The organism is Klebsiella sp. GFKo11 (genome assembly GCF_056490265.1).
The window spans coordinates 542,275-566,517 of the sequence record NZ_CM151369.1 but is presented as its reverse complement, the minus strand read 5'-3'; the positions used below and the strand labels follow the sequence as shown (position 1 = coordinate 566,517).

The 24,243-nt window shown below is 49.4% G+C and carries 40 protein-coding genes; 5 read left to right on the top strand and 35 right to left on the bottom strand.

The genetic code is table 11. The annotated features are described in order from the left end of the window. Nucleotides 1-9: 9 nt before the first annotated feature. The 4 genes from fmt (at nt 10) to mscL (ending at nt 4,249) form a co-directional block, all read left to right on the top strand. Entirely contained in the window at nt 10-957 is a 948-nt protein-coding gene (fmt, locus tag AC07P6_RS02690; RefSeq protein WP_478315600.1) for a methionyl-tRNA formyltransferase, read from the top strand. A gap of 52 nt (nt 958-1,009) precedes the next feature. Next, a complete protein-coding gene (rsmB, locus tag AC07P6_RS02685; protein WP_478315599.1) occupies nt 1,010-2,305 on the top strand; it encodes a 16S rRNA (cytosine(967)-C(5))-methyltransferase RsmB in 1,296 nt (431 codons plus the stop codon). 13 nt (nt 2,306-2,318) lie between these two features. Beyond that, nucleotides 2,319-3,695, top strand: coding sequence for a Trk system potassium transporter TrkA (trkA, locus tag AC07P6_RS02680; RefSeq protein WP_110275039.1), 1,377 nt, complete (start codon nt 2,319-2,321; stop codon nt 3,693-3,695). A 140-nt stretch (nt 3,696-3,835) separates the two neighbouring features. Next, nucleotides 3,836-4,249, top strand: coding sequence for a large-conductance mechanosensitive channel protein MscL (gene mscL, locus AC07P6_RS02675; RefSeq protein ID WP_182235105.1), 414 nt, complete (start codon nt 3,836-3,838; stop codon nt 4,247-4,249). Here mscL and AC07P6_RS02670 read toward each other — a convergent pair whose 3' ends face one another. From AC07P6_RS02670 to rpsJ, 31 genes are all read right to left on the bottom strand, one after another. Then, the gene (locus AC07P6_RS02670) at nt 4,250-4,465 is read right to left on the bottom strand and encodes an alternative ribosome-rescue factor A (RefSeq protein ID WP_110275035.1); all 216 of its coding nucleotides are present in this window, start codon (nt 4,463-4,465) and stop codon (nt 4,250-4,252) included. A 56-nt stretch (nt 4,466-4,521) separates the two neighbouring features. Next, complete coding sequence (gene zntR, locus AC07P6_RS02665; RefSeq protein ID WP_112217271.1) at nt 4,522-4,947, bottom strand: Zn(2+)-responsive transcriptional regulator; 426 nt, start codon at nt 4,945-4,947, stop codon at nt 4,522-4,524. Next, nucleotides 4,947-5,318, bottom strand: coding sequence for a DnaJ family domain-containing protein (locus AC07P6_RS02660; protein WP_478315598.1), 372 nt, complete (start codon nt 5,316-5,318; stop codon nt 4,947-4,949). The genes zntR and AC07P6_RS02660 overlap by 1 nt, the downstream gene beginning before the upstream one ends. A 107-nt stretch (nt 5,319-5,425) precedes the next feature. Further along, nucleotides 5,426-5,812: a 50S ribosomal protein L17 gene (gene rplQ, locus AC07P6_RS02655; protein ID WP_001216372.1), complete on the bottom strand. Its 387-nt coding sequence runs from the start codon at nt 5,810-5,812 to the stop codon at nt 5,426-5,428. A gap of 40 nt (nt 5,813-5,852) precedes the next feature. Then, entirely contained in the window at nt 5,853-6,842 is a 990-nt protein-coding gene (locus AC07P6_RS02650; protein WP_002919219.1) for a DNA-directed RNA polymerase subunit alpha, read from the bottom strand. A 25-nt stretch (nt 6,843-6,867) separates the two neighbouring features. Beyond that, entirely contained in the window at nt 6,868-7,488 is a 621-nt protein-coding gene (rpsD, locus tag AC07P6_RS02645) for a 30S ribosomal protein S4 (protein ID WP_004125897.1), read from the bottom strand. A 33-nt stretch (nt 7,489-7,521) separates the two neighbouring features. Then, on the bottom strand, nt 7,522-7,911 hold the full coding sequence (gene rpsK, locus AC07P6_RS02640) for a 30S ribosomal protein S11 (RefSeq protein ID WP_004138423.1): 390 nt from the start codon (nt 7,909-7,911) through the stop codon (nt 7,522-7,524). A gap of 16 nt (nt 7,912-7,927) precedes the next feature. After that, nucleotides 7,928-8,284, bottom strand: coding sequence for a 30S ribosomal protein S13 (gene rpsM, locus AC07P6_RS02635; RefSeq protein WP_004106333.1), 357 nt, complete (start codon nt 8,282-8,284; stop codon nt 7,928-7,930). Between the two features lie 146 nt (nt 8,285-8,430). Next, entirely contained in the window at nt 8,431-8,547 is a 117-nt protein-coding gene (gene rpmJ / locus AC07P6_RS02630) for a 50S ribosomal protein L36 (RefSeq protein ID WP_000868187.1), read from the bottom strand. 31 nt (nt 8,548-8,578) lie between these two features. Then, nucleotides 8,579-9,910, bottom strand: coding sequence for a preprotein translocase subunit SecY (secY, locus tag AC07P6_RS02625; protein WP_478315597.1), 1,332 nt, complete (start codon nt 9,908-9,910; stop codon nt 8,579-8,581). 7 nt (nt 9,911-9,917) lie between these two features. Continuing rightward, nucleotides 9,918-10,352, bottom strand: coding sequence for a 50S ribosomal protein L15 (rplO, locus tag AC07P6_RS02620; RefSeq protein ID WP_110275025.1), 435 nt, complete (start codon nt 10,350-10,352; stop codon nt 9,918-9,920). Between the two features lie 3 nt (nt 10,353-10,355). Beyond that, the gene (gene rpmD, locus AC07P6_RS02615) at nt 10,356-10,535 is read right to left on the bottom strand and encodes a 50S ribosomal protein L30 (RefSeq protein WP_001140434.1); all 180 of its coding nucleotides are present in this window, start codon (nt 10,533-10,535) and stop codon (nt 10,356-10,358) included. A 3-nt stretch (nt 10,536-10,538) separates the two neighbouring features. Next, the gene (gene rpsE / locus AC07P6_RS02610) at nt 10,539-11,042 is read right to left on the bottom strand and encodes a 30S ribosomal protein S5 (protein WP_004106339.1); all 504 of its coding nucleotides are present in this window, start codon (nt 11,040-11,042) and stop codon (nt 10,539-10,541) included. Nucleotides 11,043-11,056: 14 nt separating this feature from the next. After that, a complete protein-coding gene (rplR, locus tag AC07P6_RS02605) occupies nt 11,057-11,410 on the bottom strand; it encodes a 50S ribosomal protein L18 (protein WP_000358960.1) in 354 nt (117 codons plus the stop codon). Between the two features lie 9 nt (nt 11,411-11,419). Beyond that, on the bottom strand, nt 11,420-11,953 hold the full coding sequence (gene rplF / locus AC07P6_RS02600; RefSeq protein WP_110275023.1) for a 50S ribosomal protein L6: 534 nt from the start codon (nt 11,951-11,953) through the stop codon (nt 11,420-11,422). A 12-nt stretch (nt 11,954-11,965) separates the two neighbouring features. Then, the gene (rpsH, locus tag AC07P6_RS02595; RefSeq protein ID WP_004106343.1) at nt 11,966-12,358 is read right to left on the bottom strand and encodes a 30S ribosomal protein S8; all 393 of its coding nucleotides are present in this window, start codon (nt 12,356-12,358) and stop codon (nt 11,966-11,968) included. A 33-nt stretch (nt 12,359-12,391) separates the two neighbouring features. Then, nucleotides 12,392-12,697: a 30S ribosomal protein S14 gene (gene rpsN / locus AC07P6_RS02590; RefSeq protein ID WP_002919667.1), complete on the bottom strand. Its 306-nt coding sequence runs from the start codon at nt 12,695-12,697 to the stop codon at nt 12,392-12,394. A 14-nt stretch (nt 12,698-12,711) separates the two neighbouring features. Next, the gene (rplE, locus tag AC07P6_RS02585; RefSeq protein ID WP_003031123.1) at nt 12,712-13,251 is read right to left on the bottom strand and encodes a 50S ribosomal protein L5; all 540 of its coding nucleotides are present in this window, start codon (nt 13,249-13,251) and stop codon (nt 12,712-12,714) included. A 14-nt stretch (nt 13,252-13,265) separates the two neighbouring features. After that, a complete protein-coding gene (rplX, locus tag AC07P6_RS02580) occupies nt 13,266-13,580 on the bottom strand; it encodes a 50S ribosomal protein L24 (RefSeq protein ID WP_110275021.1) in 315 nt (104 codons plus the stop codon). Between the two features lie 10 nt (nt 13,581-13,590). Then, on the bottom strand, nt 13,591-13,962 hold the full coding sequence (rplN, locus tag AC07P6_RS02575; RefSeq protein WP_000613954.1) for a 50S ribosomal protein L14: 372 nt from the start codon (nt 13,960-13,962) through the stop codon (nt 13,591-13,593). Nucleotides 13,963-14,123: 161 nt separating this feature from the next. After that, the gene (gene rpsQ, locus AC07P6_RS02570; protein WP_110275019.1) at nt 14,124-14,378 is read right to left on the bottom strand and encodes a 30S ribosomal protein S17; all 255 of its coding nucleotides are present in this window, start codon (nt 14,376-14,378) and stop codon (nt 14,124-14,126) included. After that, entirely contained in the window at nt 14,378-14,569 is a 192-nt protein-coding gene (rpmC, locus tag AC07P6_RS02565; RefSeq protein ID WP_002919754.1) for a 50S ribosomal protein L29, read from the bottom strand. The genes rpsQ and rpmC overlap by 1 nt, the downstream gene beginning before the upstream one ends. After that, nucleotides 14,569-14,979, bottom strand: a complete 411-nt coding sequence (gene rplP, locus AC07P6_RS02560; protein WP_002919759.1) for a 50S ribosomal protein L16 — start codon at nt 14,977-14,979, stop codon at nt 14,569-14,571. The genes rpmC and rplP overlap by 1 nt, the downstream gene beginning before the upstream one ends. 12 nt (nt 14,980-14,991) lie before the next feature. Next, on the bottom strand, nt 14,992-15,690 hold the full coding sequence (rpsC, locus tag AC07P6_RS02555) for a 30S ribosomal protein S3 (RefSeq protein ID WP_002919766.1): 699 nt from the start codon (nt 15,688-15,690) through the stop codon (nt 14,992-14,994). A gap of 17 nt (nt 15,691-15,707) precedes the next feature. After that, nucleotides 15,708-16,040, bottom strand: coding sequence for a 50S ribosomal protein L22 (gene rplV / locus AC07P6_RS02550; RefSeq protein ID WP_000448832.1), 333 nt, complete (start codon nt 16,038-16,040; stop codon nt 15,708-15,710). A gap of 14 nt (nt 16,041-16,054) precedes the next feature. Beyond that, nucleotides 16,055-16,333 carry a 30S ribosomal protein S19 gene (gene rpsS, locus AC07P6_RS02545; protein ID WP_001138115.1) on the bottom strand — a complete coding sequence of 93 codons (279 nt, stop codon included), beginning with the start codon at nt 16,331-16,333 and terminating at the stop codon, nt 16,055-16,057. Between the two features lie 16 nt (nt 16,334-16,349). Then, on the bottom strand, nt 16,350-17,171 hold the full coding sequence (rplB, locus tag AC07P6_RS02540) for a 50S ribosomal protein L2 (RefSeq protein ID WP_000301869.1): 822 nt from the start codon (nt 17,169-17,171) through the stop codon (nt 16,350-16,352). A 17-nt stretch (nt 17,172-17,188) separates the two neighbouring features. Continuing rightward, nucleotides 17,189-17,491: a 50S ribosomal protein L23 gene (rplW, locus tag AC07P6_RS02535; protein WP_004868363.1), complete on the bottom strand. Its 303-nt coding sequence runs from the start codon at nt 17,489-17,491 to the stop codon at nt 17,189-17,191. Then, complete coding sequence (rplD, locus tag AC07P6_RS02530; RefSeq protein ID WP_015960716.1) at nt 17,488-18,093, bottom strand: 50S ribosomal protein L4; 606 nt, start codon at nt 18,091-18,093, stop codon at nt 17,488-17,490. The genes rplW and rplD overlap by 4 nt, the downstream gene beginning before the upstream one ends. Nucleotides 18,094-18,103: 10 nt before the next feature. Beyond that, nucleotides 18,104-18,733: a 50S ribosomal protein L3 gene (gene rplC, locus AC07P6_RS02525; protein WP_052284882.1), complete on the bottom strand. Its 630-nt coding sequence runs from the start codon at nt 18,731-18,733 to the stop codon at nt 18,104-18,106. 32 nt (nt 18,734-18,765) lie between these two features. Continuing rightward, nucleotides 18,766-19,077 carry a 30S ribosomal protein S10 gene (gene rpsJ, locus AC07P6_RS02520; protein WP_001181005.1) on the bottom strand — a complete coding sequence of 104 codons (312 nt, stop codon included), beginning with the start codon at nt 19,075-19,077 and terminating at the stop codon, nt 18,766-18,768. 377 nt (nt 19,078-19,454) lie between these two features. Between rpsJ and AC07P6_RS02515 the strand changes: the two genes are divergently transcribed. After that, nucleotides 19,455-19,931, top strand: coding sequence for a prepilin peptidase (locus AC07P6_RS02515; protein ID WP_478315596.1), 477 nt, complete (start codon nt 19,455-19,457; stop codon nt 19,929-19,931). Here AC07P6_RS02515 and bfr read toward each other — a convergent pair. The 4 genes from bfr to fusA form a co-directional block, all read right to left on the bottom strand. Beyond that, nucleotides 19,915-20,391, bottom strand: a complete 477-nt coding sequence (gene bfr, locus AC07P6_RS02510; protein ID WP_110275015.1) for a bacterioferritin — start codon at nt 20,389-20,391, stop codon at nt 19,915-19,917. The genes AC07P6_RS02515 and bfr overlap by 17 nt on opposite strands. 73 nt (nt 20,392-20,464) lie before the next feature. Next, entirely contained in the window at nt 20,465-20,659 is a 195-nt protein-coding gene (gene bfd, locus AC07P6_RS02505; RefSeq protein ID WP_110275013.1) for a bacterioferritin-associated ferredoxin, read from the bottom strand. Between the two features lie 174 nt (nt 20,660-20,833). Next, the gene (tuf, locus tag AC07P6_RS02500; protein ID WP_110275011.1) at nt 20,834-22,018 is read right to left on the bottom strand and encodes an elongation factor Tu; all 1,185 of its coding nucleotides are present in this window, start codon (nt 22,016-22,018) and stop codon (nt 20,834-20,836) included. Nucleotides 22,019-22,088: 70 nt separating this feature from the next. Continuing rightward, the gene (gene fusA / locus AC07P6_RS02495; protein ID WP_110275009.1) at nt 22,089-24,203 is read right to left on the bottom strand and encodes an elongation factor G; all 2,115 of its coding nucleotides are present in this window, start codon (nt 24,201-24,203) and stop codon (nt 22,089-22,091) included. Between the last annotated feature and the right edge of the window lie 40 nt (nt 24,204-24,243).

The following is a 24,243-nucleotide window of genomic DNA, read 5'->3' as shown; positions in this document are numbered from 1 at the left end:
AGGACTAACGTGTCACAATCATTACGTATAATTTTTGCGGGTACGCCCGATTTTGCAGCGCGTCATCTTGACGCACTGTTGTCATCTGAGTATGAGATCGTCGGTGTATTCACTCAGCCAGACAGGCCTGCAGGTCGTGGCAAAAAACTCATGCCGAGTCCTGTCAAAATACTGGCTGAAGCAAATGGCCTGCCGGTATTTCAACCCTCTTCACTGCGCCCGCAGGAAAATCAGCAGCTGGTTGCCTCGCTGAACGCCGATGTGATGGTTGTAGTTGCTTATGGATTAATCCTCCCCAAGCCGGTTCTGGACATGCCACGTCTGGGTTGCCTCAACGTTCACGGTTCTTTGTTGCCACGTTGGCGCGGTGCGGCGCCAATCCAGCGTGCATTATGGGCTGGTGATACCGAGACAGGCGTGACCATTATGCAAATGGACGTAGGGCTCGATACTGGTGATATGTTGTATAAACTGTCTTGCCCAATTACTGGAGAAGACACCAGCGGTAGCTTGTACGATAAATTGGCGGTTCTTGGACCACAAGGATTACTGGAAACTCTGGCTCAACTGGTCAGTGGTACAGCAAAACCTGAAGTACAAGACGAAACGCTAGTCAACTATGCCGAGAAGCTAAGCAAAGAAGAAGCACGTATTGACTGGTCACTTTCTGCCGTGCAGCTTGAACGTTGCATTCGGGCGTTCAATCCATGGCCAATAAGCTGGCTAGAAATTGATGAACAACCAGTAAAAGTCTGGCGTGCATCTGTTAGCACCGATACAAGCAGTGCTGAACCCGGCACTATCGTGGCAGTCAGCAAATTGGGTATCCAGGTGGCAACTGGCGACGGTATCCTGAATCTGGAGTCGCTTCAGCCAGCGGGTAAAAAAGCAATGAGTGCGCAGGACTTGCTGAATTCTCGTCGGGAGTGGTTTATCCCCGGTCATCGTCTCGCCTGACGGTTCTCTCTTCTAAAGCCCGGTTTCGCCGGGCATTTTTATTTTTACTCTTATGAAAAAAAATCTTAACTTACGCAGCCTGGCTGCCCAGGCAATTGAGCAAGTCGTTGAACAAGGGCAATCGTTAAGTAACGTTTTGCCTCCGTTACAGCAGAAAGTCAGTGAAAAAGATAAAGCCCTACTGCAAGAGCTGTGTTTTGGCGTTCTGCGCACGCTGAATCAGCTTGAATGGTTAATCAATAAACTGATGGATCGCCCGATGAAGGGCAAGCAACGCACTATTCATTTTTTAATCATGGTGGGTTTATATCAGTTGCTGTACACCCGCATTCCTGCTCATGCCGCACTGGCAGAAACGGTGGAAGGTGCAGTCGCCGTTAAACGTCCCCAGTTGAAGGGGCTTATTAACGGAGTGTTGCGTCAGTTTCAACGCCAACAGGAAGAACTGCTGGCTGAATTTGCACAAACCGAAAATCGCTTCCTCCACCCCAAATGGCTACTTAAACGCATTCAACAGGCCTGGCCACAGCAGTGGCAGGAGATTGCAGATGCCAATAATCAACGCCCGCCAATGTGGTTACGCGTTAACCGCACCCATCACTCTCGCGATGAATGGCTCGAGTTACTGAAAGAAGCAGGGTTACAAGGCTTTGCACATTCAGGCTACCCGGATGCTGTTCGTCTGGCATCTCCAGCCCCTGTTCATTCCTTACCGGGTTTTGATGAAGGTTGGGTTACAGTCCAGGATGCTTCAGCGCAAGGTTGTATGCATTATTTGACCCCCGAGAACGGAGAAAGGATTCTCGACCTCTGCGCGGCACCTGGCGGCAAAACAACCCATATACTGGAAGTGGCACCACAGGCTAGCGTAATAGCCGTTGATATTGATGAACAGCGGCTTTCCCGCGTCTATGACAATCTTAAACGCCTTGGCCTCAAGGCGCAGGTTAAACAGGGTGATGGATGTTCTCCAGAGCAATGGTGTGGTGATGAAATATTCGATCGCATCCTGCTTGACGCACCTTGCTCCGCAACAGGGGTTATTCGTCGCCATCCGGATATCAAATGGTTGCGGCGCGATAGTGACATTGCCGAGTTGGCACAGCTGCAGGCCAAAATTCTTGATGCCATTTGGCCCCATCTAAAGCCCGGCGGAACACTGGTTTACGCCACCTGCTCAATTTTACCAGAAGAGAACTGTGAGCAAATTGCAGCTTTCCTTACTCGCACATCAGATGCAGAGTTGAGCACAACGGGAACTCTTGAGAAACCAGGATTGCAAAATCTCCCTGGGTCAGAAGAAGGTGATGGATTCTTTTACGCTAAGCTGATTAAAAACCGGAAATAACAGGTCACTGCTGATGAAGATTATTATTCTTGGCGCTGGACAGGTAGGCGGAACTCTGGCGGAAAATCTAGTTGGAGAGAACAACGATATTACACTAGTTGATACTAATGGCGACCGTCTTCGCAGCTTGCAGGATAAATTCGATCTGCGTGTAGTGCAGGGGCATGGCTCGCACCCACGCGTACTACGTGAAGCTGGTGCAGACGATGCAGACATGCTGGTTGCAGTCACCAACTCAGATGAAACCAACATGGTAGCCTGCCAGGTCGCCTATTCGCTATTTAATACTCCAAATCGTATTGCCCGTATCCGTTCTCCAGATTATGTACGCGATGCTGATAAGCTCTTTCACTCAGAAGCTGTCCCTATTGACCACCTGATTGCACCAGAACAACTGGTAATTAATAATATATATCGCTTAATTGAGTATCCTGGCGCCCTACAGGTTGTTAATTTTGCTGAAGGGAAAGTCAGCCTGGCTGTGGTTAAGGCCTATTATGGCGGTCCTCTGGTCGGTAATGCACTTTCAACTATGCGCGAACATATGCCACATATTGATACGCGCGTAGCAGCTATTTTCCGCCACGATCGACCAATCAGGCCGCAAGGGTCAACAATCGTTGAAGCTGGTGACGAAGTGTTTTTCATCGCCGCATCTCAGCATATCCGCGCAGTAATGAGCGAACTTCAGCGCCTGGAGAAACCCTACAAGCGCATTATGCTGGTCGGCGGAGGAAACATCGGAGCTGGGCTTGCTCATCGGCTGGAGAAAGATTACAGCGTCAAACTTATTGAGCGCAACCAGCAGCGCGCAGCGGAACTCGCAGAGAAACTGCAAAATACCATCGTCTTTTACGGAGATGCCTCAGATCAGGAATTACTGGCTGAGGAGCATATTGATCAAGTTGATCTCTTCATTGCAGTCACCAATGATGATGAAGCCAATATTATGTCTGCGATGTTAGCTAAACGTATGGGGGCCAAAAAAGTCATGGTACTTATCCAACGTCGTGCCTATGTTGATCTTGTTCAGGGTAGCGTGATCGACATTGCGATCTCACCACAGCAGGCAACAATATCTGCACTACTTAGCCACGTTCGTAAGGCGGATATTGTCGGCGTTTCTTCACTACGACGCGGAGTTGCGGAAGCCATTGAGGCTGTGGCTCATGGTGATGAAAGCACTTCACGGGTAGTCGGCCGAGCGATCGATGAGATTAAACTTCCCCCAGGAACCATCATTGGCGCCGTTGTACGCGGTAATGATGTCATGATAGCTAATAACAATCTGCGTATTGAGCAAGGCGATCATGTCATTATGTTCCTGACTGACAAAAAATTTATCTCCGATGTTGAGAGACTCTTCCAACCAAGTCCCTTCTTCCTGTAGTTTTCAGGCGTCATGCTGGCGCCTTTCCTTTATCCCTTATTTATCAATGGATAATATTTCTATGCAATTATTCCCTGGCAATGGAAAATAGGAATACATTTGTTAAACTTATCAGTGTTGGTTGGCCCAAGGAGAATAAAATGAGTTTTTTAAAAGAATTTCGCGAATTCGCGATGCGCGGGAATGTTGTTGACCTGGCTGTCGGTGTCATCATTGGTGCCGCATTCGGTAAGATTGTATCGTCACTAGTCGCCGATATAATCATGCCACCACTAGGTTTGCTTATTGGCGGGATCGATTTTAAACAGTTTGCGGTTACGCTTCGTGATGCACAGGGGGATATCCCCGCAGTCGTCATGCACTATGGTGTATTCATCCAAAACGTTTTTGATTTTGTCATCGTTGCATTTGCCATTTTTATGGCAATCAAACTGATAAATAGACTAAACCGTAAAAAAGAAGAGACCCCAGCTGCGCCGCCGGCCCCAAGCAAAGAAGAAGTCTTGCTTAGTGAAATTCGTGACTTGCTAAAAGAACAAAACAACCGTTCTTAATTAGAATATTAAAAGCAAAAGGCCAGTGGTAAAAAAGTGCTCCACTTTCTTGCCACTGGCCTCCCGCTCATTACGTCCCATATGTTTATCTTTACGCTGGTAACTTCCTTTTCCTTTCTTATTCTTCTCAACTCGCTGCCTGAACAAGGGGTCATGAAGTAGCGCCTCAATGGCGTTATCTTTTATTTTCCCTTTAGTATGTTGATAGTGGCTCATAAACTCTCCTGATTAGTAAAAAATCGATGCAAGTGTAGATCTGCGCGATGTAGAAATCAACGCTCTGCGTTTTGGCTACTGGCTCCTTGCTCAAGCGCCTCAAGGATCGAACAATAAATACTACTGTGTGCGGTCCCACAGCATGCGTCATTAAGCCGCTGCAATGACCGACGCATAGTTTGTAGCTCTTTGATCCGAGATTCAACTTCCCTTAAACGAGCCTTAACGATACCTTTCGACTCCTGGCAAGTATGATGCTCCGGATCTATTCGGATCGAAAGAAGTTCACGAATCGATTCCAATGTGAAACCCAATTGTCTGGCGTAACGAATAAAACGGAGTCTCTGCAGATCGTTGTCAGAATAGAGACGAAATCCTCCTTCAGTACGTACGTTATGCTCCATCATCTGCTGCTTTTCATAATAGCGAATGGTATCGGGAGTAACGTCTGCCAATTTTGCCAGTTCACCGATGCGATACATTATTGCTCCTCATTAATCTTATGCACTAACTTATCTACATAATCGCCACGCAAAAAGTCAGTATTAAGACCTGCTTGCCGTAGTTTTAGTTCAACCAGGGCAAGACGACGACTCCACTCCACATAGCACGGCTCGTTTTCCTGAACGTTCCTGAGTAAGTCAACAAGCATGATTGCTTCTTTTCGATGTTCCAGCTCGGGAGGTAAACAGCCTGCATTTTTAAGCAACCGATAACTGGCGCGTAGCTCTGGTGGAACATGTGAATCATCATCCAACATAAGCGGTTCTCCGCAACCTGGAAGATTATCGAATTCACCTTTGTTTTGAGCATCGAGGATATGGCGCTCTGCCCACTGATCCAGTAACCACATGATACGGCTCCGGAGATGAACAAAAATAGTACAGATATTGTAGTGAAGCGGGATGATAGAGGATATAAAAAAACCCGCCTGGGCGGGTTTTTTTACGTTACCACAGATTACTCTGCAGCAGCTTCTGCTTTCGATTCAGAGCGATCAACCAGCTCGATGTATGCCATCGGCGCGTTGTCGCCTGCACGGAAGCCACACTTCAGAATGCGAGTGTAACCACCGGCGCGGCTCGCGAAACGCGGGCCCAGCTCGTTAAACAGTTTTGCCACGATCTCGTTATCACGAGTGCGGGCGAATGCCAGACGACGATTAGCTACGCTATCAGTCTTGGCAAGAGTAATCAGCGGCTCAACTACGCGACGCAGTTCTTTCGCTTTCGGCAGGGTCGTCTTGATGATCTCATGACGAACCAGCGAACCAGCCATGTTACGGAACATAGCCTGGCGATGGCTGCTGTTGCGGTTCAGTTGACGACCACTCTTACGATGGCGCATGACCTTATCCTTCTCAGTAAAACCTTAACCTGTGATCCGGTTACTCGTCAGCAATGCTTGCCGGTGGCCAGTTTTCCAGGCGCATGCCCAGAGACAAACCACGTGAAGCCAGCACGTCTTTAATCTCAGTAAGAGATTTTTTACCCAGGTTCGGCGTTTTCAGCAACTCAACCTCGGTACGCTGTACCAGATCACCGATATAGTGGATAGCTTCTGCCTTGAGGCAGTTAGCAGAGCGGACAGTCAATTCGAGATCGTCAACAGGGCGCAGCAGGATCGGATCGAATTCTGGTTTCTCTTCTTTCACTTCCGGCTGACGTACATCACGTAAGTCAACAAAAGCTTCCAGTTGTTCTGCCAGGATGGTTGCCGCACGACGAATCGCCTCTTCAGGATCGATTGTACCGTTGGTTTCCATTTCGATGACCAGCTTGTCCAGGTCGGTACGCTGTTCTACACGCGCTGCTTCAACATTGTAGGCAATACGCTCTACTGGGCTGTAGCATGCGTCGACCAACAGACGGCCGATTGGGCGCTCATCTTCTTCCGAATGAATTCGGGCAGAAGCCGGCACATAACCGCGACCGCGCTGAACTTTGATACGCATGCTAATAGCAGCGTTCTCATCGGTCAGGTGGCAGATCACATGTTGCGGCTTGACGATTTCGACATCACCGTCATGGGTAATGTCGGCTGCGGTCACAGGGCCAATGCCAGATTTATTCAAAGTAAGGATGACTTCATCTTTACCCTGAACTCTCACCGCCAGCCCTTTCAGGTTGAGCAGGATTTCAAGGATATCTTCCTGAACGCCTTCTTTGGTGCTGTACTCATGAAGTACACCATCAATCTCAACCTCGGTCACCGCGCAACCCGGCATCGATGAGAGCAGAATACGGCGCAGTGCGTTACCCAGAGTATGGCCAAAGCCACGCTCTAAAGGCTCAAGGGTCACCTTGGCGTGCGTCGAACTCACTTGCTCGATATCGACCAGGCGCGGTTTTAGAAACTCTGTCACAGAACCCTGCATTGTGTCCTCTCTTTGGTACTAAGCTTTACTTGGAGTAAAGCTCGACGATCAGGTGTTCGTTAATGTCCGCAGACAGATCAGAACGTTCTGGCTGACGCTTGAACGTACCTTCCATCTTGCCAGCATCAACTTCCAGCCAGGTTGGCTTTTCACGCTGCTCAGCCAGCTCCAGAGCGGCTTTCACGCGAGATTGCTTTTTCGCTTTCTCACGAATGCTGACAACGTCATTCGCTTTAACCTGATAAGAAGCGATGTTAACAACACGACCGTTTACCATGATAGCTTTGTGGCTAACCAGCTGACGTGATTCAGCACGAGTCGCGCCGAAGCCCATACGGTATACAACGTTGTCCAGACGACCTTCCAGCAGAGTCAACAGGTTTTCACCAGTGTTGCCTTTCAGACGTGCTGCTTCTTTATAATAGTTACGGAACTGACGCTCCAGCACACCGTACATACGGCGAACTTTTTGCTTTTCACGCAACTGCACACCATAGTCAGACAGACGCGGTTTACGCGCACCATGCTGGCCAGGAGCTTGTTCAATTTTACACTTGGTATCGATCGCGCGAACGCCAGACTTAAGGAATAAGTCAGTGCCCTCACGACGGCTCAGCTTGAGCTTAGGACCCAAATATCTTGCCATTTTCTTTCTCCAACAATCCTAGAAACGAACGCGTTATACGCGACGTTTTTTCGGCGGACGACAACCGTTATGAGGGATCGGAGTCACATCAGTAATGTTCGTGATGCGAAAACCAGCGGCGTTCAGTGCACGAATAGTAGATTCGCGACCTGGACCCGGACCTTTAACCATAACTTCCAGATTCTTGATGCCGTATTCTTTTACGGCTTCAGCGCAACGCTCTGCTGCAACCTGAGCTGCAAACGGAGTGGATTTGCGAGAACCACGGAAACCGGAACCACCGGCTGTTGCCCAACCCAGCGCGTTACCCTGACGATCAGTAATGGTAACGATGGTGTTGTTAAAAGAAGCATGGACATGAGCCACGCCATCAGAGACTTGTTTTCTTACACGCTTACGTGCACGAACTGGTGCCTTTGCCATTATTCAATCACCCCGACTATTTCTTGATCGGTTTACGCGGACCCTTGCGGGTACGTGCGTTGGTCTTAGTACGCTGACCGCGAACCGGAAGACCACGACGATGGCGTAAACCACGATAGCAACCAAGGTCCATAAGACGCTTGATGCTCAGGGTGATTTCACGGCGCAGATCACCTTCAACGACAAATTTACCTACTGCTTCACGCAGGGATTCAATTTGTTCTTCAGACAGCTCACTGATCTTAACATTTTCAGCGATACCCGTGTCAGCACAGATGGCTTTAGAGCGGGTCTTGCCGATACCGAAAATTGCAGTTAATGCAATGACGGTATGTTTGTGATCAGGAATGTTAATGCCTGCTATACGGGCCACTATGCACTCCTACTATTTAATATGTACGCACCATGCTGAAAAGCCCGTTTTCAGGATACTCAAATGGAAACGTACAGACATACAAAAGATTGGCTGGCTAATCTAGCCAGCTCAACCCAACTTTGCAAGAAAAATATGCGAATAAATCAGCCTTGGCGCTGTTTATGCTTCGGCTCGGCACTGCAAATCACGCGGATGACGCCATCACGCTTAACGATTTTGCAGTTACGGCATAATTTCTTGACGGAAGCACGAACTTTCATTTTTACTCTCCGTAACTTCTCGGGCGCCCTGTTAGCGGCCGTAGCCTTTCAGGTTCGCCTTCTTCAATGCAGACTCATACTGACTTGACATCATCAGAGTTTGCACTTGAGCCATAAAGTCCATAATCACAACGACAACGATAAGCAGTGAGGTCCCACCGAAGTAGAACGGTACTTTCATTGCATCACGCATGAACTCCGGGATCAGGCAGATAAAGGTAATGTAGAGCGCACCAACCAAAGTCAGGCGGGTCATTACTTTATCGATATACTTCGCCGTTTGCTCTCCCGGACGAATTCCTGGTACAAATGCACCGGACTTCTTCAGGTTATCTGCTGTTTCACGCGGGTTGAAAACCAACGCCGTGTAGAAGAAACAGAAGAATATGATTGCAGACGCATAGAGTAACACATAAAGCGGTTGCCCAGGCTGCAAATACAGCGAAATTGTTGTCAGCCAGTTCCAACCAGTCCCGCCCCCGAACCATGACGTGATGGTAGCCGGGAACAGAATAATACTGGAAGCGAAGATTGCCGGGATTACCCCTGCCATATTCACTTTCAGCGGTAAATGTGTGCTCTGTGCAGCATAGACACGACGACCCTGTTGACGTTTCGCGTAGTTAACCACAATACGGCGTTGACCACGTTCTACAAAGACAACAAAGAAGGTCACTGCAAATACTAATACTGCAACCAACAGCAACAGGAGGAAGTGCAGGTCGCCTTGACGCGCTTGCTCGATAGTATGGGCGATGGCCGGCGGGAGTCCCGCAACAATACCAGCGAAGATAATGATCGAAATACCGTTACCGATACCACGCTCAGTAATCTGTTCGCCTAGCCACATCAGGAACATCGTTCCTGAAACCAGACTTACAACAGCGGTGAAATAGAACGCAAAACCTGGATTAATGACCAGGCCCTGCATACCAGGCATATTCGGTAGACCAGTAGCAATACCAATCGACTGGAATATCGCCAGCACCAGAGTTCCGTAGCGGGTGTACTGGCTGATCTTACGACGACCAGACTCCCCTTCTTTCTTAAGTTCCGCCAACGGCTGATAAACAACCGTTAACAGCTGGACGATGATCGATGCCGAAATATACGGCATGATACCCAGGGCAAAGATAGAAGCACGGCTGAGAGCACCACCAGAGAACATGTTGAACATTTCAATGATGGTGCCTCGCTGTTGCTCAAGCAGTTTGGCAAGTACAGTGGCATCAATACCAGGGATCGGAATAAAAGAGCCAACACGGAACACAATCAACGCACCGATTACAAACAAAAGTCTGCGTTTCAGCTCGCCAATCCCACCTTTGGCACTTTGAAAATCTAATCCCGGTTGCTTAGCCATCTGCTACTTATTCCTCAATTTTACCGCCAGCAGCTTCGATAGCAGCACGAGCACCTTTAGTCACGCGCAGGCCACGAACAGTTACCGGACGAGATACCTCACCAGACAGGATCACTTTCGCGAACTCAATCTGGATACCGATAATGTTAGCCGCTTTCAGCGTGTTCAGGTCGACTACATCGCCTTCTACATGAGCCAGATCAGACAGACGAACTTCTGCAGTGATCATTGCTTTACGAGAAGTGAAGCCAAATTTCGGCAGACGACGGTACAGAGGCATCTGACCACCTTCGAAACCGCGACGTACGCCACCGCCAGAACGAGAGTTCTGACCTTTGTGACCACGACCACCGGTTTTACCGAGGCCAGAACCGATACCACGACCCAGGCGTTTACCCGCCTTTTTGGAGCCTTCGGCCGGAGACAGAGTATTTAAACGCATCTCTTACTCCTCAACTTTAACCATGAAGGAAACCGCGTTGACCATACCACGAACAGCAGGAGTATCCTCGCGCTCTACGGTGTGACCAATACGACGCAGACCCAGGCCAAGCAGCGTTGCCTTGTGTTTCGGCAGACGACCGATTGCACTGCGGGTTTGAGTAATTTTAATAGTCTTTGCCATGGTTTATTTCCCCAGAATTTCTTCAACGGATTTACCACGCTTGGCAGCGACCATTTCTGGAGAATTCATATTTTCCAGGCCATCAATAGTTGCACGAACCACGTTGATCGGGTTAGTAGAACCATATGCTTTAGCCAGAACGTTATGAACTCCAGCAACTTCCAGAACGGCGCGCATTGCACCACCGGCGATAATACCGGTACCTTCGGAAGCTGGCTGCATGAATACACGAGAACCCGTGTGAACACCTTTAACCGGGTGTTGCAGGGTGCCGTGGTTCAGCGCGACATTAATCATATTGCGACGGGCTTTTTCCATCGCTTTCTGGATCGCTGCTGGAACTTCACGCGCTTTACCGTAACCAAAACCTACGCGACCGTTACCGTCACCAACTACAGTCAGAGCTGTGAAGGAGAAAATACGACCACCTTTAACGGTTTTAGATACGCGGTTAACCGCGATCAGCTTTTCCTGCAGTTCGCCAGCTTGTTTTTCGATGTGAGCCATCTTACACCTCTACCTTAGAACTGAAGGCCAGCTTCACGGGCAGCATCTGCCAGTGCCTGGACACGACCATGATATTGGAACCCGGAACGGTCAAAGGAAACATCTTTGATGCCTTTTTCCAGAGCGCGTTCAGCAACAGCTTTACCCACAGCTGCGGCCGCGTCTTTGTTACCGGTGTACTTCAATTGTTCAGCGATAGCTTTTTCTACAGTAGAAGCAGCTACCAGAACTTCAGAACCATTCGGTGCAATTACCTGTGCGTAAATATGACGCGGGGTACGATGTACCACCAGGCGAGTTGCACCCAGCTCCTGGAGCTTGCGGCGTGCGCGGGTCGCACGACGGATACGAGCAGATTTCTTATCCATAGTGTTACCTTACTTCTTCTTAGCCTCTTTGGTACGCACGACTTCGTCGGCGTAACGAACACCCTTGCCTTTATAAGGCTCAGGACGACGGTAGGCGCGCAGATCTGCTGCAACCTGGCCGATCACCTGCTTATCAGCGCCTTTCAGCACGATTTCAGTTTGAGTCGGACATTCTGCAGTGATACCGGCCGGCAGCTTATGCTCAACAGGATGAGAAAAACCTAAAGCCAGGTTTACTACATCCCCTTTGACCGCTGCACGATAACCTACACCAACCAGCTGAAGCTTTTTAGTGAAGCCTTCGGTAACACCGATAACTACTGAGTTAAGCAGGGCACGCGCGGTACCCGCCTGAGCCCATCCGTCAGCGTAACCATCACGCGGACCGAAGGTCAGTGCATTATCTGCATGTTTAACTTCAACAGCATCGTTGATAGTACGAGTCAGCTCGCCATTCTTACCTTTGATCGTAATAACCTGACCGTTGATTTTTACATCAACGCCGGCAGGAACAACGACCGGTGCTTTAGCAACACGAGACATTTTTTCCTCCGATTAGGCTACGTAGCAGATAATTTCGCCACCAAGACCAGCCTGGCGCGCTGCACGATCAGTCATAACACCTTTAGAGGTAGAAATAACCGCGATACCCAGACCCGCCATAACTTTCGGCAGCTCATCTTTACGTTTATAGATGCGCAGACCTGGGCGGCTGACACGCTGAATGCTTTCTACAACAGCTTTACCCTGGAAATACTTAAGAGTCAGTTCCAGTTCCGGCTTGATGTCGCCTTCAACTTTAAAATCTTCAATAAAGCCTTCTTCCTTCAGCACGTTGGCAATTGCCACTTTCAGCTTGGAGGAAGGCATGGTGACCGCAGCTTTATTCGCGGCCTGACCGTTACGGATACGGGTCAGCATATCCGCGATCGGATCTTGCATGCTCATCTGTCTTTACTCCCGTGATTCAATTGGTGACAATTACCAGCTAGCCTTTTTCAGACCCGGGATTTCACCGCGCATGGCGGCTTCACGGACCTTAATACGGCTCAACCCGAACTTCCGCAGGAAACCATGCGGACGACCTGTTTGACGGCAGCGATTACGCTGACGAGACGGGCTGGAATCACGCGGCAGAGTCTGCAGCTTGAGAACCGCATTCCAACGATCTTCGTCGGTTGCGTTCACATCAGAGATGATAGCTTTCAGTTCAGCGCGTTTAGCGAAGAATTTATCAGCTAAAGCCACGCGCTTTACTTCGCGTGCTTTCATTGATTGCTTAGCCATTAAGTAACCCTACCTTACTTGCGGAACGGGAAGTCAAAGGCAGCCAGCAGAGCGCGGCCTTCTTCATCAGATTTCGCAGTAGTGGTAATGGTAATATCCAAACCACGAACGCGGTCGACTTTATCGTAGTCGATTTCTGGGAAGATGATCTGCTCACGGACACCCATGCTGTAGTTACCACGACCGTCGAAAGACTTAGCGGACAAGCCACGGAAGTCACGGATACGCGGTACAGCAATAGTGATCAGGCGCTCAAAGAACTCCCACATGCGCTCGCCACGCAGAGTTACTTTACAGCCGATCGGATAGCCCTGACGGATTTTGAAGCCTGCAACTGATTTGCGTGCTTTGGTGATTAACGGCTTTTGACCGGAGATTGCTGTCAGATCAGCTGCTGCGTTATCCAGCAGTTTCTTGTCAGCGATCGCTTCACCAACACCCATGTTCAGGGTGATCTTCTCGACCCGAGGGACTTGCATGACAGAATTGTAGTTAAACTCAGTCATGAGTTTAGCGACTACTTCGTCTTTGTAGTAATCATGCAGTTTCGCCATCGTACTACTCCAAATTACTTGATAGTTTCGCTATTAGATTTAAAGAAACGGACTTTTTTGCCCTCTTCAAATCTAAAGCCTACACGGTCAGCCTTGCCGGTTGCCGCGTTGAAGATAGCAAGGTTAGAGATCTGAATAGCTGCTTCTTTCTCTACAATGCCGCCTGGTTGGTTCAGGGCCGGAACCGGCTTCTGATGTTTCTTAACCAGGTTGATACCTTCAACAATGACCTTGCCGGAAGACAGGACATTTTTTACTTTACCGCGTTTACCTTTATCTTTACCGGTTAACACGATAACTTCGTCATCACGACGGATTTTCGCTGCCATGATTCGCTCCTTAGAGTACTTCTGGTGCCAGAGAGATAATTTTCATGAACTTCTCGTTACGAAGCTCACGAGTTACCGGCCCAAAAATACGCGTACCGATAGGTTGCTCGCTGTTATTGTTTAAAATAACGCATGCATTACCATCGAAGCGAATGACAGAACCGTCCGGGCGACGAACACCCTTCTTGGTGCGCACCACTACCGCCTTCAGCACATCACCTTTCTTGACCTTACCACGCGGAATCGCTTCCTTGATGGTGATCTTGATGATGTCGCCTACGCCTGCGTAGCGACGGTGCGAGCCACCCAGAACCTTGATACACATTACGCGACGTGCACCGGAGTTGTCGGCGACGTTCAGCATAGTCTGTTCTTGGATCATTTTAGTGCTCCGCTAATGTCAACTACTACTGAGACCCAAAAGAGGGTCGTTAAAAAGCCCCATATCGAGGGCGCGGCATTATAACACCGCAGATCAAATATGGGTAGAAAAAATAAACGGCTCATTGCTGAGCCGTTTATTCGTTGAGAATGCGTACTGTATTACAGAACCGCTTTCTCTACAACGCGAACCAGCGTCCAGGACTTAGTCTTGGACAGCGGACGGCACTCAGCGATTTCAACTTTGTCGCCGATACCGCATTCGTTGTTCTCGTCATGTACGTGCAGTTTGGTCGTACGCTTGATGAATTTACCGTATACCGGGTGTTTCACCATACGTTCGATAGCAACAACAATGGATTTCTCCATTTTGTCACTAACCACACGACCTTGCAGAGTACGGATTTTATCGGTCATTACGCACCCGCCTTCTGAGTCAGTAAAGTCTTAACACGTGCAACATCACGACGCACTTGCTTCAGCAGATGAGTCTGTTGCAGCTGGCCACTTGCAGCCTGCATACGCAGGTTGAACTGCTCACGCAGTAGGTTCAGCAGCTCAGCGTTCAGCTCTTCAACGCTTTTTTCACGCAGCTCTTTTGCTTTCATTACATCACCGTCTTAGTTACAAAGGTGGTTTTGATCGGCAGTTTCGCTGCTGCCAGGCCGAATGCTTCACGGGCCAGCTCTTCCGGTACTCCGTCCATTTCATACAGGACTTTGCCCGGCTGAATCAAGGCAACCCAGTACTCCACGTTACCTTTACCTTTACCCATACGAACTTCCAGCGGCTTCTCAGTGATCGGTTTGTCCGGGAATACACGGATCCAGATCTTACCTTGACGCTTAACTGCACGGGTCATAGCACGACGTGCTGCTTCGATCTGACGTGCAGTCAGACGACCACGGCCAACAGCTTTCAGACCGAAAGTGCCGAAGCTAACATCCGTACCCTGCGCCAGACCACGGTTGCGGCCTTTGTGCACTTTACGGAATTTTGTACGCTTTGGTTGTAACATCAGCGACGCTCCTTATTTACGGCCTTTACGCTGCTGCTTTTTAGGTTGAGCAGCCGGTTCCGGTTGTTCAACAGCAGCCATACCACCCAGGATCTCACCTTTGAAGATCCATACCTTAACGCCGATTACACCGTAAGTGGTGTGCGCTTCAGAGGTGTTGTAGTCGATGTCAGCACGCAGAGTGTGCAGCGGTACGCGACCTTCGCGGTACCATTCGGTACGTGCGATTTCCGCGCCGCCCAGACGGCCGCTAACTTCAACTTTAATACCTTTAGCGCCAAGACGCATTGCGTTCTGTACAGCACGCTTCATAGCACGACGGAACATAACGCGACGTTCCAGCTGAGAAGTGATGCTGTCAGCAACCAATTTAGCGTCCAGTTCAGGCTTACGAACTTCGGCAATATTGATCTGTGCAGGAACGCCAGCGATATCCGCTACGACCTTGCGCAGTTTTTCTACGTCTTCGCCTTTCTTACCGATAACGATACCCGGGCGAGCAGTGTGAATAGTTACACGAATGCTCTTAGCCGGACGCTCGATAACGATGCGAGATACGGACGCTTTAGCCAGTTCTTTAGTTAAGAACTGACGTACTTTAAAATCGCTGTCCAGGTTGTCAGCGAATTCTTTGGTGTTCGCGAACCAGGTAGAGTTCCATGGTTTGACAATACCCAGGCGAATACCATTAGGATGTACTTTCTGACCCATTGCTAGTCTCCAGAGTCTCAGCGATCGGACACAACCACAGTAATGTGGCTGGTGCGCTTCAGGATGCGATCTGCACGACCTTTAGCACGCGGCATAATGCGCTTCATGCTCGGGCCTTCGTCTACGAAAATTTTCGTAACTTTCAGATCGTCAATGTCAGCGCCATCGTTGTGTTCAGCGTTAGCAATGGCAGATTCCAGTACCTTCTTGACCAGTACAGCCGCTTTCTTATTGGTGTAGGTCAGAATATCCAGGGCCTGCGACACTTTCTTACCGCGAATCAGGTCAGCAACAAGGCGAACCTTCTGAGCAGAAGAACGAGCATGGCGATGTTGAGCTAAAGTTTCCATCTCTTCCTCCTACCTTATTTTTTCTTCGCTTTTTTATCAGCAGCATGGCCGCGATAAGTACGAGTCGGTGCGAATTCACCCAGTTTGTGACCAACCATTTCGTCGGAAACAAAAACTGGAACGTGCTGACGACCATTATGGACAGCGATGGTCAAACCGATCATGTTAGGAAAGATCGTTGAACGACGGGACCAAGTGCGCAGGGGCTTCTTGTCTCCGCTTTCCACCGCTTTCTCTACCTTCTTCAGCAAGTGCAGGTCAATAAAAGGACCTTTCTTGAGAGAACGTGGCATGGCTTATCCTCTAAAATTATTTGCTACGGCGACGTACGATGAATTTATCAGTACGCTTGTTGCTGCGGGTCTTCTTACCTTTGGTCTGAACGCCCCACGGAGTTACCGGGTGCTTACCAAAGTTACGACCTTCACCACCACCATGTGGGTGGTCGACTGGGTTCATCGCAGTACCGCGAACGGTAGGACGAACACCACGCCAGCGTGCAGCACCTGCTTTACCCAGAACGCGCAGCATATGCTCAGCATTGCCAACTTCGCCCAGAGTAGCGCGGCAGTCTGCTTCGACTTTACGCATTTCACCAGAACGCAGACGCAGGGTGACATAAGCACCATCGCGAGCAACGATCTGAACGTAAGTACCAGCGGAACGTGCCAGCTGACCGCCTTTACCTGGTTTCATTTCTACGTTATGAACGGTAGAACCAACCGGGATATTGCGCATCGGCAGGGTGTTACCTGCTTTGATTGCAGCATCAACGCCAGACTGAATCTGGTCGCCAGCTTTCAGGCCTTTAGGGGCCAGGATGTAACGGCGTTCACCGTCTTTGTACAGAACCAGCGCGATGTTCGCGGAACGGTTCGGATCGTACTCAAGACGTTCAACAACTGCCGGGATACCGTCTTTGTTGCGTTTGAAGTCAACAATACGGTAAGCCTGCTTGTGACCACCACCAATATGACGAGTGGTGATGCGGCCATTGTTGTTACGACCACCGGATTTGCTGTTTTTTTCAACCAGCGGAGCAAAAGGTTTGCCCTTGTGCAGCTCTGGGTTGACCACTTTAACGACGTGGCGACGACCCGGAGATGTCGGTTTACATTTAACAACTGCCATTGTATTACTCCTCCGACTTACTCAGCGCCGCCAACGAAGTCCAGATTCTGGCCTTCCTTCAGGGTGACGTAAGCTTTTTTCCAGTCGCTACGACGACCGATACGCTGTCCGTGACGTTTAACTTTCCCTTTAACTACCAGGGTGTTAACGACTTCGACTTCGACTTCAAACAGTTTCTGCACAGCAGCTTTGATTTCTGCTTTAGTCGCGTCTTTAGCAACTTTGAGAACGATGGTATTGGTTTTTTCCATCGCAGCAGACGCTTTTTCAGAAACGTGCGGTGCACGCAGCACCTTCAGTAAACGTTCTTCACGAATCATGCCAGCATCTCCTCAACTTGCTTAACAGCATCAGCAGTCATTACGACTTTGTCGAAGGCGATCAGGCTAACCGGGTCAATACCAGTTGCATCGCGTACGTCAACCTTGTGCAGGTTGCGCGCAGCCAGGAACAGGTTTTCGTCCAGCTCACCGGTGATGATCAGCACATCTTCCAGAGCCATGTCTTTCAGTTTCTGTGCCAGCAGCTTAGTTTTAGGCGCTTCTACAGAGAACGTCTCGACAACGATCAGACGATCCTGACGTACCAGTTCGGACAGAATGCTTTTCAGCGCGCCGCGGTACATCTTTTTGTTAACTTTTTGACTGTGGTCCTGCGGACGTGCAGCGAAGGTTACGCCACCTGAACGCCAGATCGGGCTCTTGATAGAACCTGAACGCGCACGGCCGGTACCTTTCTGGCGCCACGGCTTTTTGCCTGAACCAGTTACTTCAGCACGAGTCTTCTGAGCACGAGTACCCTGACGAGCACCAGCTGCATAAGCAACAACAACCTGGTGAACCAGCGCTTCGTTGAAATCACGACCGAAGGTAGTTTCGGAAACAGTCAGCGCGCTCTGCGCGTCTTTCAATACTAATTCCATTGCTATCCCCTTACGCCTTCACAGCTGGTTTAACGATCAGGTCGCAGCCGGTTGCACCCGGAACTCCACCTTTAACCAGCAGCAGGTTGCGCTCAGCGTCAACACGTACTACGTCCAGGCTCTGAACAGTGACGCGTTCGTTGCCCAGCTGACCTGCCATTTTCTTGCCTTTGAACACTTTGCCCGGAGTCTGGTTCTGACCGATAGAACCCGGAACGCGGTGAGACAAGGAGTTACCGTGGGTAGCATCCTGGGTACGGAAGTTCCAGCGCTTAACGGTACCAGCGAAACCTTTACCTTTAGAGGTACCGGTTACGTCAACTTTTTTAACGTCAGCAAACAGTTCAACGCTAATGTTCTGACCAACGGTGTATTCTTCACCATCTGCCAGACGGAACTCCCACAGGCCGCGGCCAGCTTCTACGCCAGCTTTAGCAAAGTGACCAGCTTCCGGCTTGGTTACACGGTTAGCTTTTTTAGCACCAGTGGTAACCTGAACAGCGCGATAGCCATCGTTAGCCAGATCTTTGATCTGAGTAACGCGGTTTGCTTCAACTTCGATAACGGTTACTGGGATAGATACGCCATCTTCAGTGAAGATGCGGGTCATGCCCACTTTTTTACCGACTAAACCAATCATTGTATCAACCTCTCAATCGCTCGATGACCTGATTAACCCAGGCTGATCTGCACGTCTACACCGGCAGCCAGATCCAGACGCATCAGAGCATCAACGGTTTTTTCAGTTGGCTCAACGATGTCAACCAGACGCTTGTGAGTACGAATCTCGTACTGATCGCGCGCGTCTTTGTTGACGTGCGGAGAGATCAGAACGGTGAAACGTTCTTTGCGGGTCGGCAGCGGGATCGGACCACGGACTTGCGCACCAGTGCGCTTAGCAGTCTCGACGATTTCCGCGGTTGATTGATCGATCAGACGATGATCAAACGCTTTAAGGCGGATACGGATTCTTTGGTTCTGCATGAGACCAGAGCTCCAATTATTTTATAGACGAAATGGTTACTCCTCATACCCATTACGATTGATGGGAGAGTGTAACCGTTCTTACATAGTTCCCCAATTGGGAACATTGTTTGATAGCCAGTTTCGCTATCAGGGTTCATATCGAACCGGCCGTCAACTTTGACAGGCCCGCGCATTATACGCAAATTCAGCCGCAACGCAAGCATTGTCTAGTAATTCATCACTGGCTTCTGAGAGCAGGGATCATCATGTTCAGCAACGCTGTGAAATGCAGGCAAATACATCTGATGACTACTTCCATTGCACATTATTGGCCTTTGCTACATGAACGACTTCTCAGCACCCTCACTACTACAGCCATATCACAGGAACTATCCATGTTCATCACTTCCTCAATATTTATTATTTTGTACTGTGGGTTATCGCTCATGCTCTGTTGGTGCGACTACCGAAGTGGTCTGCTTCCAGATCGATTTACCTGCCCCCTACTCTGGGTTGGTTTGCTTTATCATCTATATTTATCAGAAAGTACTCTTTCAAGCGCAGTATGGGGGGCGATCGCTGGCTATGTGTCCTTTGCTACTATCTACTGGTTATACAGAGGACTGCGCGGATATGAAGGCATCGGTTACGGTGACGTTAAATTTCTGGCCGCTCTTGGGGCCTGGCATGGATGGAGCGTATTACCTAAACTAGTGCTTATTGCAACCATACTCGCATGTGTCACACTTGGGATGAAGATCATAGCGGGAAGAAAAAGGCAGGTATTATACAACCCGCTGCCTTTTGGCCCTTTTCTGGCAGCAGCGGGTCTTTGGTGTGGATGGCAGACGCTTATTAGTCCGCCACCTTAATTTGTGACTGAAGATAATTCTGTAGGCCAATTTTACCGATTAAGTCGAGCTCAGTTTCCAACCAATCAATGTGGCTTTCTTCGTCTGTAAGGATCTCAATTAGCATATCGCGGCTGACGTAGTCATAGACACTATCGGCATAGGCAATAGCTTCTCGCAAATCTTTAGCCCCTTCCAGTTCCAACCGTAAATCAGATTGCAGCATCTCCTCGACATCCTCGCCGATGCGCAGTTTGCCAAGATCTTGTAGGTTAGGGATTCCTTCGAGAAACAAAATACGCTCGATATACTTATCGGCATGTTTCATTTCATCAATGGATTCGTGGTATTCGACATCGTTGAGGCGCATCAGGCCCCAGTTCTTAAACATTCTCGCGTGGAGAAAGTATTGATTAATTGCGACAAGCTCATTTCCCAATAATTTATTGAGATAAGTTATGATTTTGACATCACCTTTCATTATATAGTCCCTCCGCTTCCACTTATTGAAGCGTAGTTCGACCTATAGAGATGTCAAAAAAAGCAGGAGGGCTTCAGGCAATCTCTTGATATTCTGGCATGCGAGTTAATTCATCTTCCATAATTTCTCGAGCTGCGCGAATGCACTTACCGCATTGATTTCCAACGGGAATAAATTTTCTTAGTTGTTGAAAAGACTGGGGGTGGAATTGACGCACAGCCTGACGAATTTTTTTATCGTTTACACCATTACACAGACAAACGTACATACAGACTCCCGTTCAACTTATATGCAAAGTGTAAATGAGAATAGTTATGATTACAATAGCCTGTTTATTAAATATACGCCTGCACTAATTTCTGTAAACAATCTCCCTCGTTAACTCAAATAGTCGACAGCAAAAAGGGCGCCTAAGCGCCCTTTTCTAATTCAGAACTAATAATTAGCCCAGAACTTTAGCAACAACGCCCGCGCCAACGGTACGGCCGCCTTCACGGATTGCGAAACGCAGACCGTCGTCCATTGCGATTGGGTGGATCAGGGTAACAACCATTTTGATGTTGTCGCCCGGCATAACCATCTCTACGCCTTCCGGCAGTTCGATGGTGCCAGTCACGTCAGTTGTACGGAAGTAGAACTGCGGACGATAGCCTTTGAAGAACGGAGTATGACGACCGCCTTCATCTTTGGACAGAATATAAACTTCAGATTCGAATTTGGTGTGCGGCTTGATTGAACCCGGCTTAGCCAGTACCTGACCACGTTCGATTTCTTCACGTTTGATACCACGCAGCAGAACACCTACGTTCTCACCAGCACGGCCTTCGTCCAGCAGTTTGCGGAACATTTCAACGCCGGTACAGGTAGACTTCGCAGTCTCTTTGATACCAACGATTTCAACTTCTTCGCCAACTTTAACAATACCACGCTCTACACGGCCGGTAACAACGGTACCACGACCGGAGATGGAGAATACGTCTTCGATAGGCAGCAGGAACGGCTTGTCAATCGCACGCTCTGGTTCCGGGATGTAAGAATCCAGGAAGCCAGCCAGTTCGATGATTTTCGCTTCCCACTCTGCTTCGCCTTCCAGCGCTTTCAGAGCAGAACCACGAACGATCGGAGTGTCGTCGCCCGGGAAATCGTACTGAGACAGAAGTTCACGAACTTCCATTTCGACCAGTTCCAGCAGCTCTTCGTCATCAACCATGTCGCATTTGTTCAGGAACACGATGATGTACGGAACGCCTACCTGACGACCCAGCAGGATGTGCTCACGAGTCTGCGGCATCGGGCCGTCAGTCGCAGCAACAACCAGGATCGCGCCATCCATCTGCGCAGCACCGGTGATCATGTTTTTAACATAGTCGGCGTGGCCCGGGCAGTCTACGTGTGCGTAGTGGCGAGTCGGGGTGTCATATTCAACGTGAGAAGTGTTGATGGTGATACCACGAGCTTTTTCTTCCGGCGCGTTATCGATCTGGTCGAATGCGCGAGCAGCACCGCCGTAGGTTTTAGCCAGTACGGTAGTGATTGCAGCGGTCAGAGTAGTTTTACCATGGTCAACGTGGCCGATAGTACCGACGTTGACGTGCGGTTTTGTACGTTCAAATTTTTCTTTAGACACGGCTATATTCCTTACTATAGTGCTCTCCCCTTCAGGAGAGAGCACGGGACTTTGGTTTTAACCCTGCGGCTTATTTACCACGGGCTTCGATTACGGCCTGAGCAACGTTATTCGGCGCATCATCATACTTCAGGAACTCCATAGAGTAAGAAGCACGACCTTTGGTCAGAGAACGCAGCTGAGTTGCATATCCAAACATTTCAGACAGCGGAACTTCAGCGTGAATCACAACGCCAGTCACGTTGGATTCCTGACCGCGCAGCATACCGCGACGACGGCTAAGGTCACCGATAACATCACCAGTATTCTCTTCCGGAGTTTCTACTTCAACCTTCATGATCGGCTCAAGCAGAACTGGTTTCGCTTTCTTAAAGCCATCTTTAAAGGCAATAGAAGCGGCCAGTTTAAACGCCAGTTCGGAGGAGTCAACGTCGTGGTAAGAACCGAAGTGCAGACGCACGCCCAGGTCAACTACCGGGTAACCAGCCAGAGGACCAGCTTTCAGCTGCTCCTGGATGCCTTTATCAACGGCCGGGATGTATTCACCAGGAATTACACCACCTTTGATGTCGTTGATGAACTCGTAACCTTTCGGGTTAGAGCCCGGCTCCAGCGGATACATGTCAATAATGACGTGACCATACTGACCGCGACCACCAGACTGCTTAGCGTGTTTACCTTCGATATCAGTAACTTTCGCGCGAATCGCTTCACGGTAAGCAACCTGAGGTTTACCAACGTTCGCTTCAACGTTGAATTCACGCTTCATACGGTCAACGATGATGTCGAGGTGCAGCTCACCCATACCGGCGATGATAGTCTGGTTAGATTCTTCGTCAGTCCATACGCGGAAAGACGGGTCTTCTTTAGCCAGACGGCCCAGAGCCAGACCCATTTTTTCCTGGTCAGCTTTGGTTTTTGGTTCAACCGCGATAGAGATTACCGGCTCAGGGAATTCCATACGCTCCAGAATGATCGGCGCGTTTGGATCACACAGAGTGTCACCCGTAGTTACGTCTTTCAGACCGATAGCTGCAGCGATGTCGCCCGCGCGAACTTCTTTGATCTCTTCACGCTTGTTAGCGTGCATCTGAACGATACGACCAAAACGCTCACGTGCTGCTTTCACGGAGTTCAGGATGGTATCACCAGAGTTAACCACACCGGAATACACGCGGAAGAAGGTCAGGTTACCTACAAACGGGTCGGTCGCGATTTTAAATGCCAGAGCAGCAAACGGCTCATCATCGCTAGCGTGACGTTCAGCAGGAGTATCTTTACCGTCGTCCAACATACCGTTGATCGCAGGTACATCAACCGGGGATGGCAGGTAATCAATTACCGCATCCAGCATCGCCTGAACACCTTTGTTCTTGAACGCAGAACCACAGGTTACCAGGATGATTTCGTTGTTCAGAACGCGCTGACGCAGAGCTACTTTGATCTCTTCTTCAGTCAGTTCTTCACCACCCAGGTATTTCTCCATCAGCTCTTCAGAAGCTTCAGCAGCGGACTCGATCAGGTTCTGGTGCCATTCTTCGGCCAGGTCCTGCATGTCAGCTGGAATATCTTCGTAAGTGAAGGTTACACCCGCGTCTTCTTCGCTCCAGTTGATGGCTTTCATTTTCACCAGGTCAACAACACCAGTGAAATGCTCTTCAGCACCAATTGCCAGCTGCAGCGGAACCGGAGTCGCGCCCAGGCGGGATTTGATCTGACCAACAACTTTCAGGAAGTTCGCACCCATACGGTCCATTTTGTTAACGAACGCAATGCGTGGAACTTTATATTTGTTTGCCTGACGCCATACGGTTTCAGACTGCGGCTGAACACCACCAACTGCGCAGTAAACCATTACCGCACCATCAAGAACACGCATGGAACGTTCTACTTCGATTGTGAAGTCAACGTGCCCCGGGGTGTCGATGATGTTTACGCGATGCGGCTCATACTGCTTAGCCATACCAGACCAAAATGCAGTAGTCGCTGCGGAAGTGATAGTGATACCACGTTCCTGTTCCTGTTCCATCCAGTCCATGGTGGCAGCGCCGTCATGAACTTCACCGATCTTATGGTTTACACCGGTGTAGAACAGAATACGTTCGGTAGTAGTAGTTTTACCGGCGTCGATGTGCGCACTGATACCAATGTTACGGTAGCGTGCGATGGGTGTTGTACGAGCCATTTGATTCCTCGTTTATTTCTTTAGGCGTTCAGTTAAGTTA

What these genes read in the sequence shown, in the direction of transcription:
- rplO (WP_110275025.1), bottom strand. Translation starts at nt 10,352, where the DNA reads ATGCGTTTAAATACTCTGTCTCCGGCCGAAGGCTCCAAAAAGGCGGGT.
- rpsK (WP_004138423.1), bottom strand. Translation starts at nt 7,911, where the DNA reads ATGGCAAAGGCACCAGTTCGTGCACGTAAGCGTGTAAGAAAACAAGTC.
- zntR (WP_112217271.1), bottom strand. Translation starts at nt 4,947, where the DNA reads ATGTATCGCATCGGTGAACTGGCAAAATTGGCAGACGTTACTCCCGAT.
- rplB (WP_000301869.1), bottom strand. Translation starts at nt 17,171, where the DNA reads ATGGCAGTTGTTAAATGTAAACCGACATCTCCGGGTCGTCGCCACGTC.
- rplF (WP_110275023.1), bottom strand. Translation starts at nt 11,953, where the DNA reads ATGTCTCGTGTTGCTAAAGCACCGGTCGTTGTTCCTGCCGGCGTTGAT.
- rplR (WP_000358960.1), bottom strand. Translation starts at nt 11,410, where the DNA reads ATGGATAAGAAATCTGCTCGTATCCGTCGTGCGACCCGCGCACGCCGC.
- rpsN (WP_002919667.1), bottom strand. Translation starts at nt 12,697, where the DNA reads ATGGCTAAGCAATCAATGAAAGCACGCGAAGTAAAGCGCGTGGCTTTA.
- rplX (WP_110275021.1), bottom strand. Translation starts at nt 13,580, where the DNA reads ATGGCAGCGAAAATCCGTCGTGATGACGAAGTTATCGTGTTAACCGGT.
- rpsJ (WP_001181005.1), bottom strand. Translation starts at nt 19,077, where the DNA reads ATGCAGAACCAAAGAATCCGTATCCGCCTTAAAGCGTTTGATCATCGT.
- AC07P6_RS02670 (WP_110275035.1), bottom strand. Translation starts at nt 4,465, where the DNA reads ATGAGCCACTATCAACATACTAAAGGGAAAATAAAAGATAACGCCATT.
- rplP (WP_002919759.1), bottom strand. Translation starts at nt 14,979, where the DNA reads ATGTTACAACCAAAGCGTACAAAATTCCGTAAAGTGCACAAAGGCCGC.
- rplW (WP_004868363.1), bottom strand. Translation starts at nt 17,491, where the DNA reads ATGATTCGTGAAGAACGTTTACTGAAGGTGCTGCGTGCACCGCACGTT.
- bfd (WP_110275013.1), bottom strand. Translation starts at nt 20,659, where the DNA reads ATGTACGTTTGTCTGTGTAATGGTGTAAACGATAAAAAAATTCGTCAG.
- fusA (WP_110275009.1), bottom strand. Translation starts at nt 24,203, where the DNA reads ATGGCTCGTACAACACCCATCGCACGCTACCGTAACATTGGTATCAGT.
- rpsH (WP_004106343.1), bottom strand. Translation starts at nt 12,358, where the DNA reads ATGAGCATGCAAGATCCGATCGCGGATATGCTGACCCGTATCCGTAAC.
- mscL (WP_182235105.1), top strand. Translation starts at nt 3,836, where the DNA reads ATGAGTTTTTTAAAAGAATTTCGCGAATTCGCGATGCGCGGGAATGTT.
- rpsQ (WP_110275019.1), bottom strand. Translation starts at nt 14,378, where the DNA reads ATGACCGATAAAATCCGTACTCTGCAAGGTCGTGTGGTTAGTGACAAA.
- rpsS (WP_001138115.1), bottom strand. Translation starts at nt 16,333, where the DNA reads ATGCCACGTTCTCTCAAGAAAGGTCCTTTTATTGACCTGCACTTGCTG.
- secY (WP_478315597.1), bottom strand. Translation starts at nt 9,910, where the DNA reads ATGGCTAAGCAACCGGGATTAGATTTTCAAAGTGCCAAAGGTGGGATT.
- rplV (WP_000448832.1), bottom strand. Translation starts at nt 16,040, where the DNA reads ATGGAAACTTTAGCTCAACATCGCCATGCTCGTTCTTCTGCTCAGAAG.
- rplQ (WP_001216372.1), bottom strand. Translation starts at nt 5,812, where the DNA reads ATGCGCCATCGTAAGAGTGGTCGTCAACTGAACCGCAACAGCAGCCAT.
- rpsC (WP_002919766.1), bottom strand. Translation starts at nt 15,690, where the DNA reads ATGGGTCAGAAAGTACATCCTAATGGTATTCGCCTGGGTATTGTCAAA.
- AC07P6_RS02650 (WP_002919219.1), bottom strand. Translation starts at nt 6,842, where the DNA reads ATGCAGGGTTCTGTGACAGAGTTTCTAAAACCGCGCCTGGTCGATATC.
- trkA (WP_110275039.1), top strand. Translation starts at nt 2,319, where the DNA reads ATGAAGATTATTATTCTTGGCGCTGGACAGGTAGGCGGAACTCTGGCG.
- AC07P6_RS02660 (WP_478315598.1), bottom strand. Translation starts at nt 5,318, where the DNA reads ATGTGGTTACTGGATCAGTGGGCAGAGCGCCATATCCTCGATGCTCAA.
- rplN (WP_000613954.1), bottom strand. Translation starts at nt 13,962, where the DNA reads ATGATCCAAGAACAGACTATGCTGAACGTCGCCGACAACTCCGGTGCA.
- AC07P6_RS02515 (WP_478315596.1), top strand. Translation starts at nt 19,455, where the DNA reads ATGTTCATCACTTCCTCAATATTTATTATTTTGTACTGTGGGTTATCG.
- rplC (WP_052284882.1), bottom strand. Translation starts at nt 18,733, where the DNA reads ATGATTGGTTTAGTCGGTAAAAAAGTGGGCATGACCCGCATCTTCACT.
- rpsE (WP_004106339.1), bottom strand. Translation starts at nt 11,042, where the DNA reads ATGGCTCACATCGAAAAACAAGCTGGCGAACTGCAGGAAAAGCTGATC.
- rplD (WP_015960716.1), bottom strand. Translation starts at nt 18,093, where the DNA reads ATGGAATTAGTATTGAAAGACGCGCAGAGCGCGCTGACTGTTTCCGAA.
- bfr (WP_110275015.1), bottom strand. Translation starts at nt 20,391, where the DNA reads ATGAAAGGTGATGTCAAAATCATAACTTATCTCAATAAATTATTGGGA.
- rpsD (WP_004125897.1), bottom strand. Translation starts at nt 7,488, where the DNA reads ATGGCAAGATATTTGGGTCCTAAGCTCAAGCTGAGCCGTCGTGAGGGC.
- rpmJ (WP_000868187.1), bottom strand. Translation starts at nt 8,547, where the DNA reads ATGAAAGTTCGTGCTTCCGTCAAGAAATTATGCCGTAACTGCAAAATC.
- rsmB (WP_478315599.1), top strand. Translation starts at nt 1,010, where the DNA reads ATGAAAAAAAATCTTAACTTACGCAGCCTGGCTGCCCAGGCAATTGAG.
- rpmD (WP_001140434.1), bottom strand. Translation starts at nt 10,535, where the DNA reads ATGGCAAAGACTATTAAAATTACTCAAACCCGCAGTGCAATCGGTCGT.
- rplE (WP_003031123.1), bottom strand. Translation starts at nt 13,251, where the DNA reads ATGGCGAAACTGCATGATTACTACAAAGACGAAGTAGTCGCTAAACTC.
- rpmC (WP_002919754.1), bottom strand. Translation starts at nt 14,569, where the DNA reads ATGAAAGCAAAAGAGCTGCGTGAAAAAAGCGTTGAAGAGCTGAACGCT.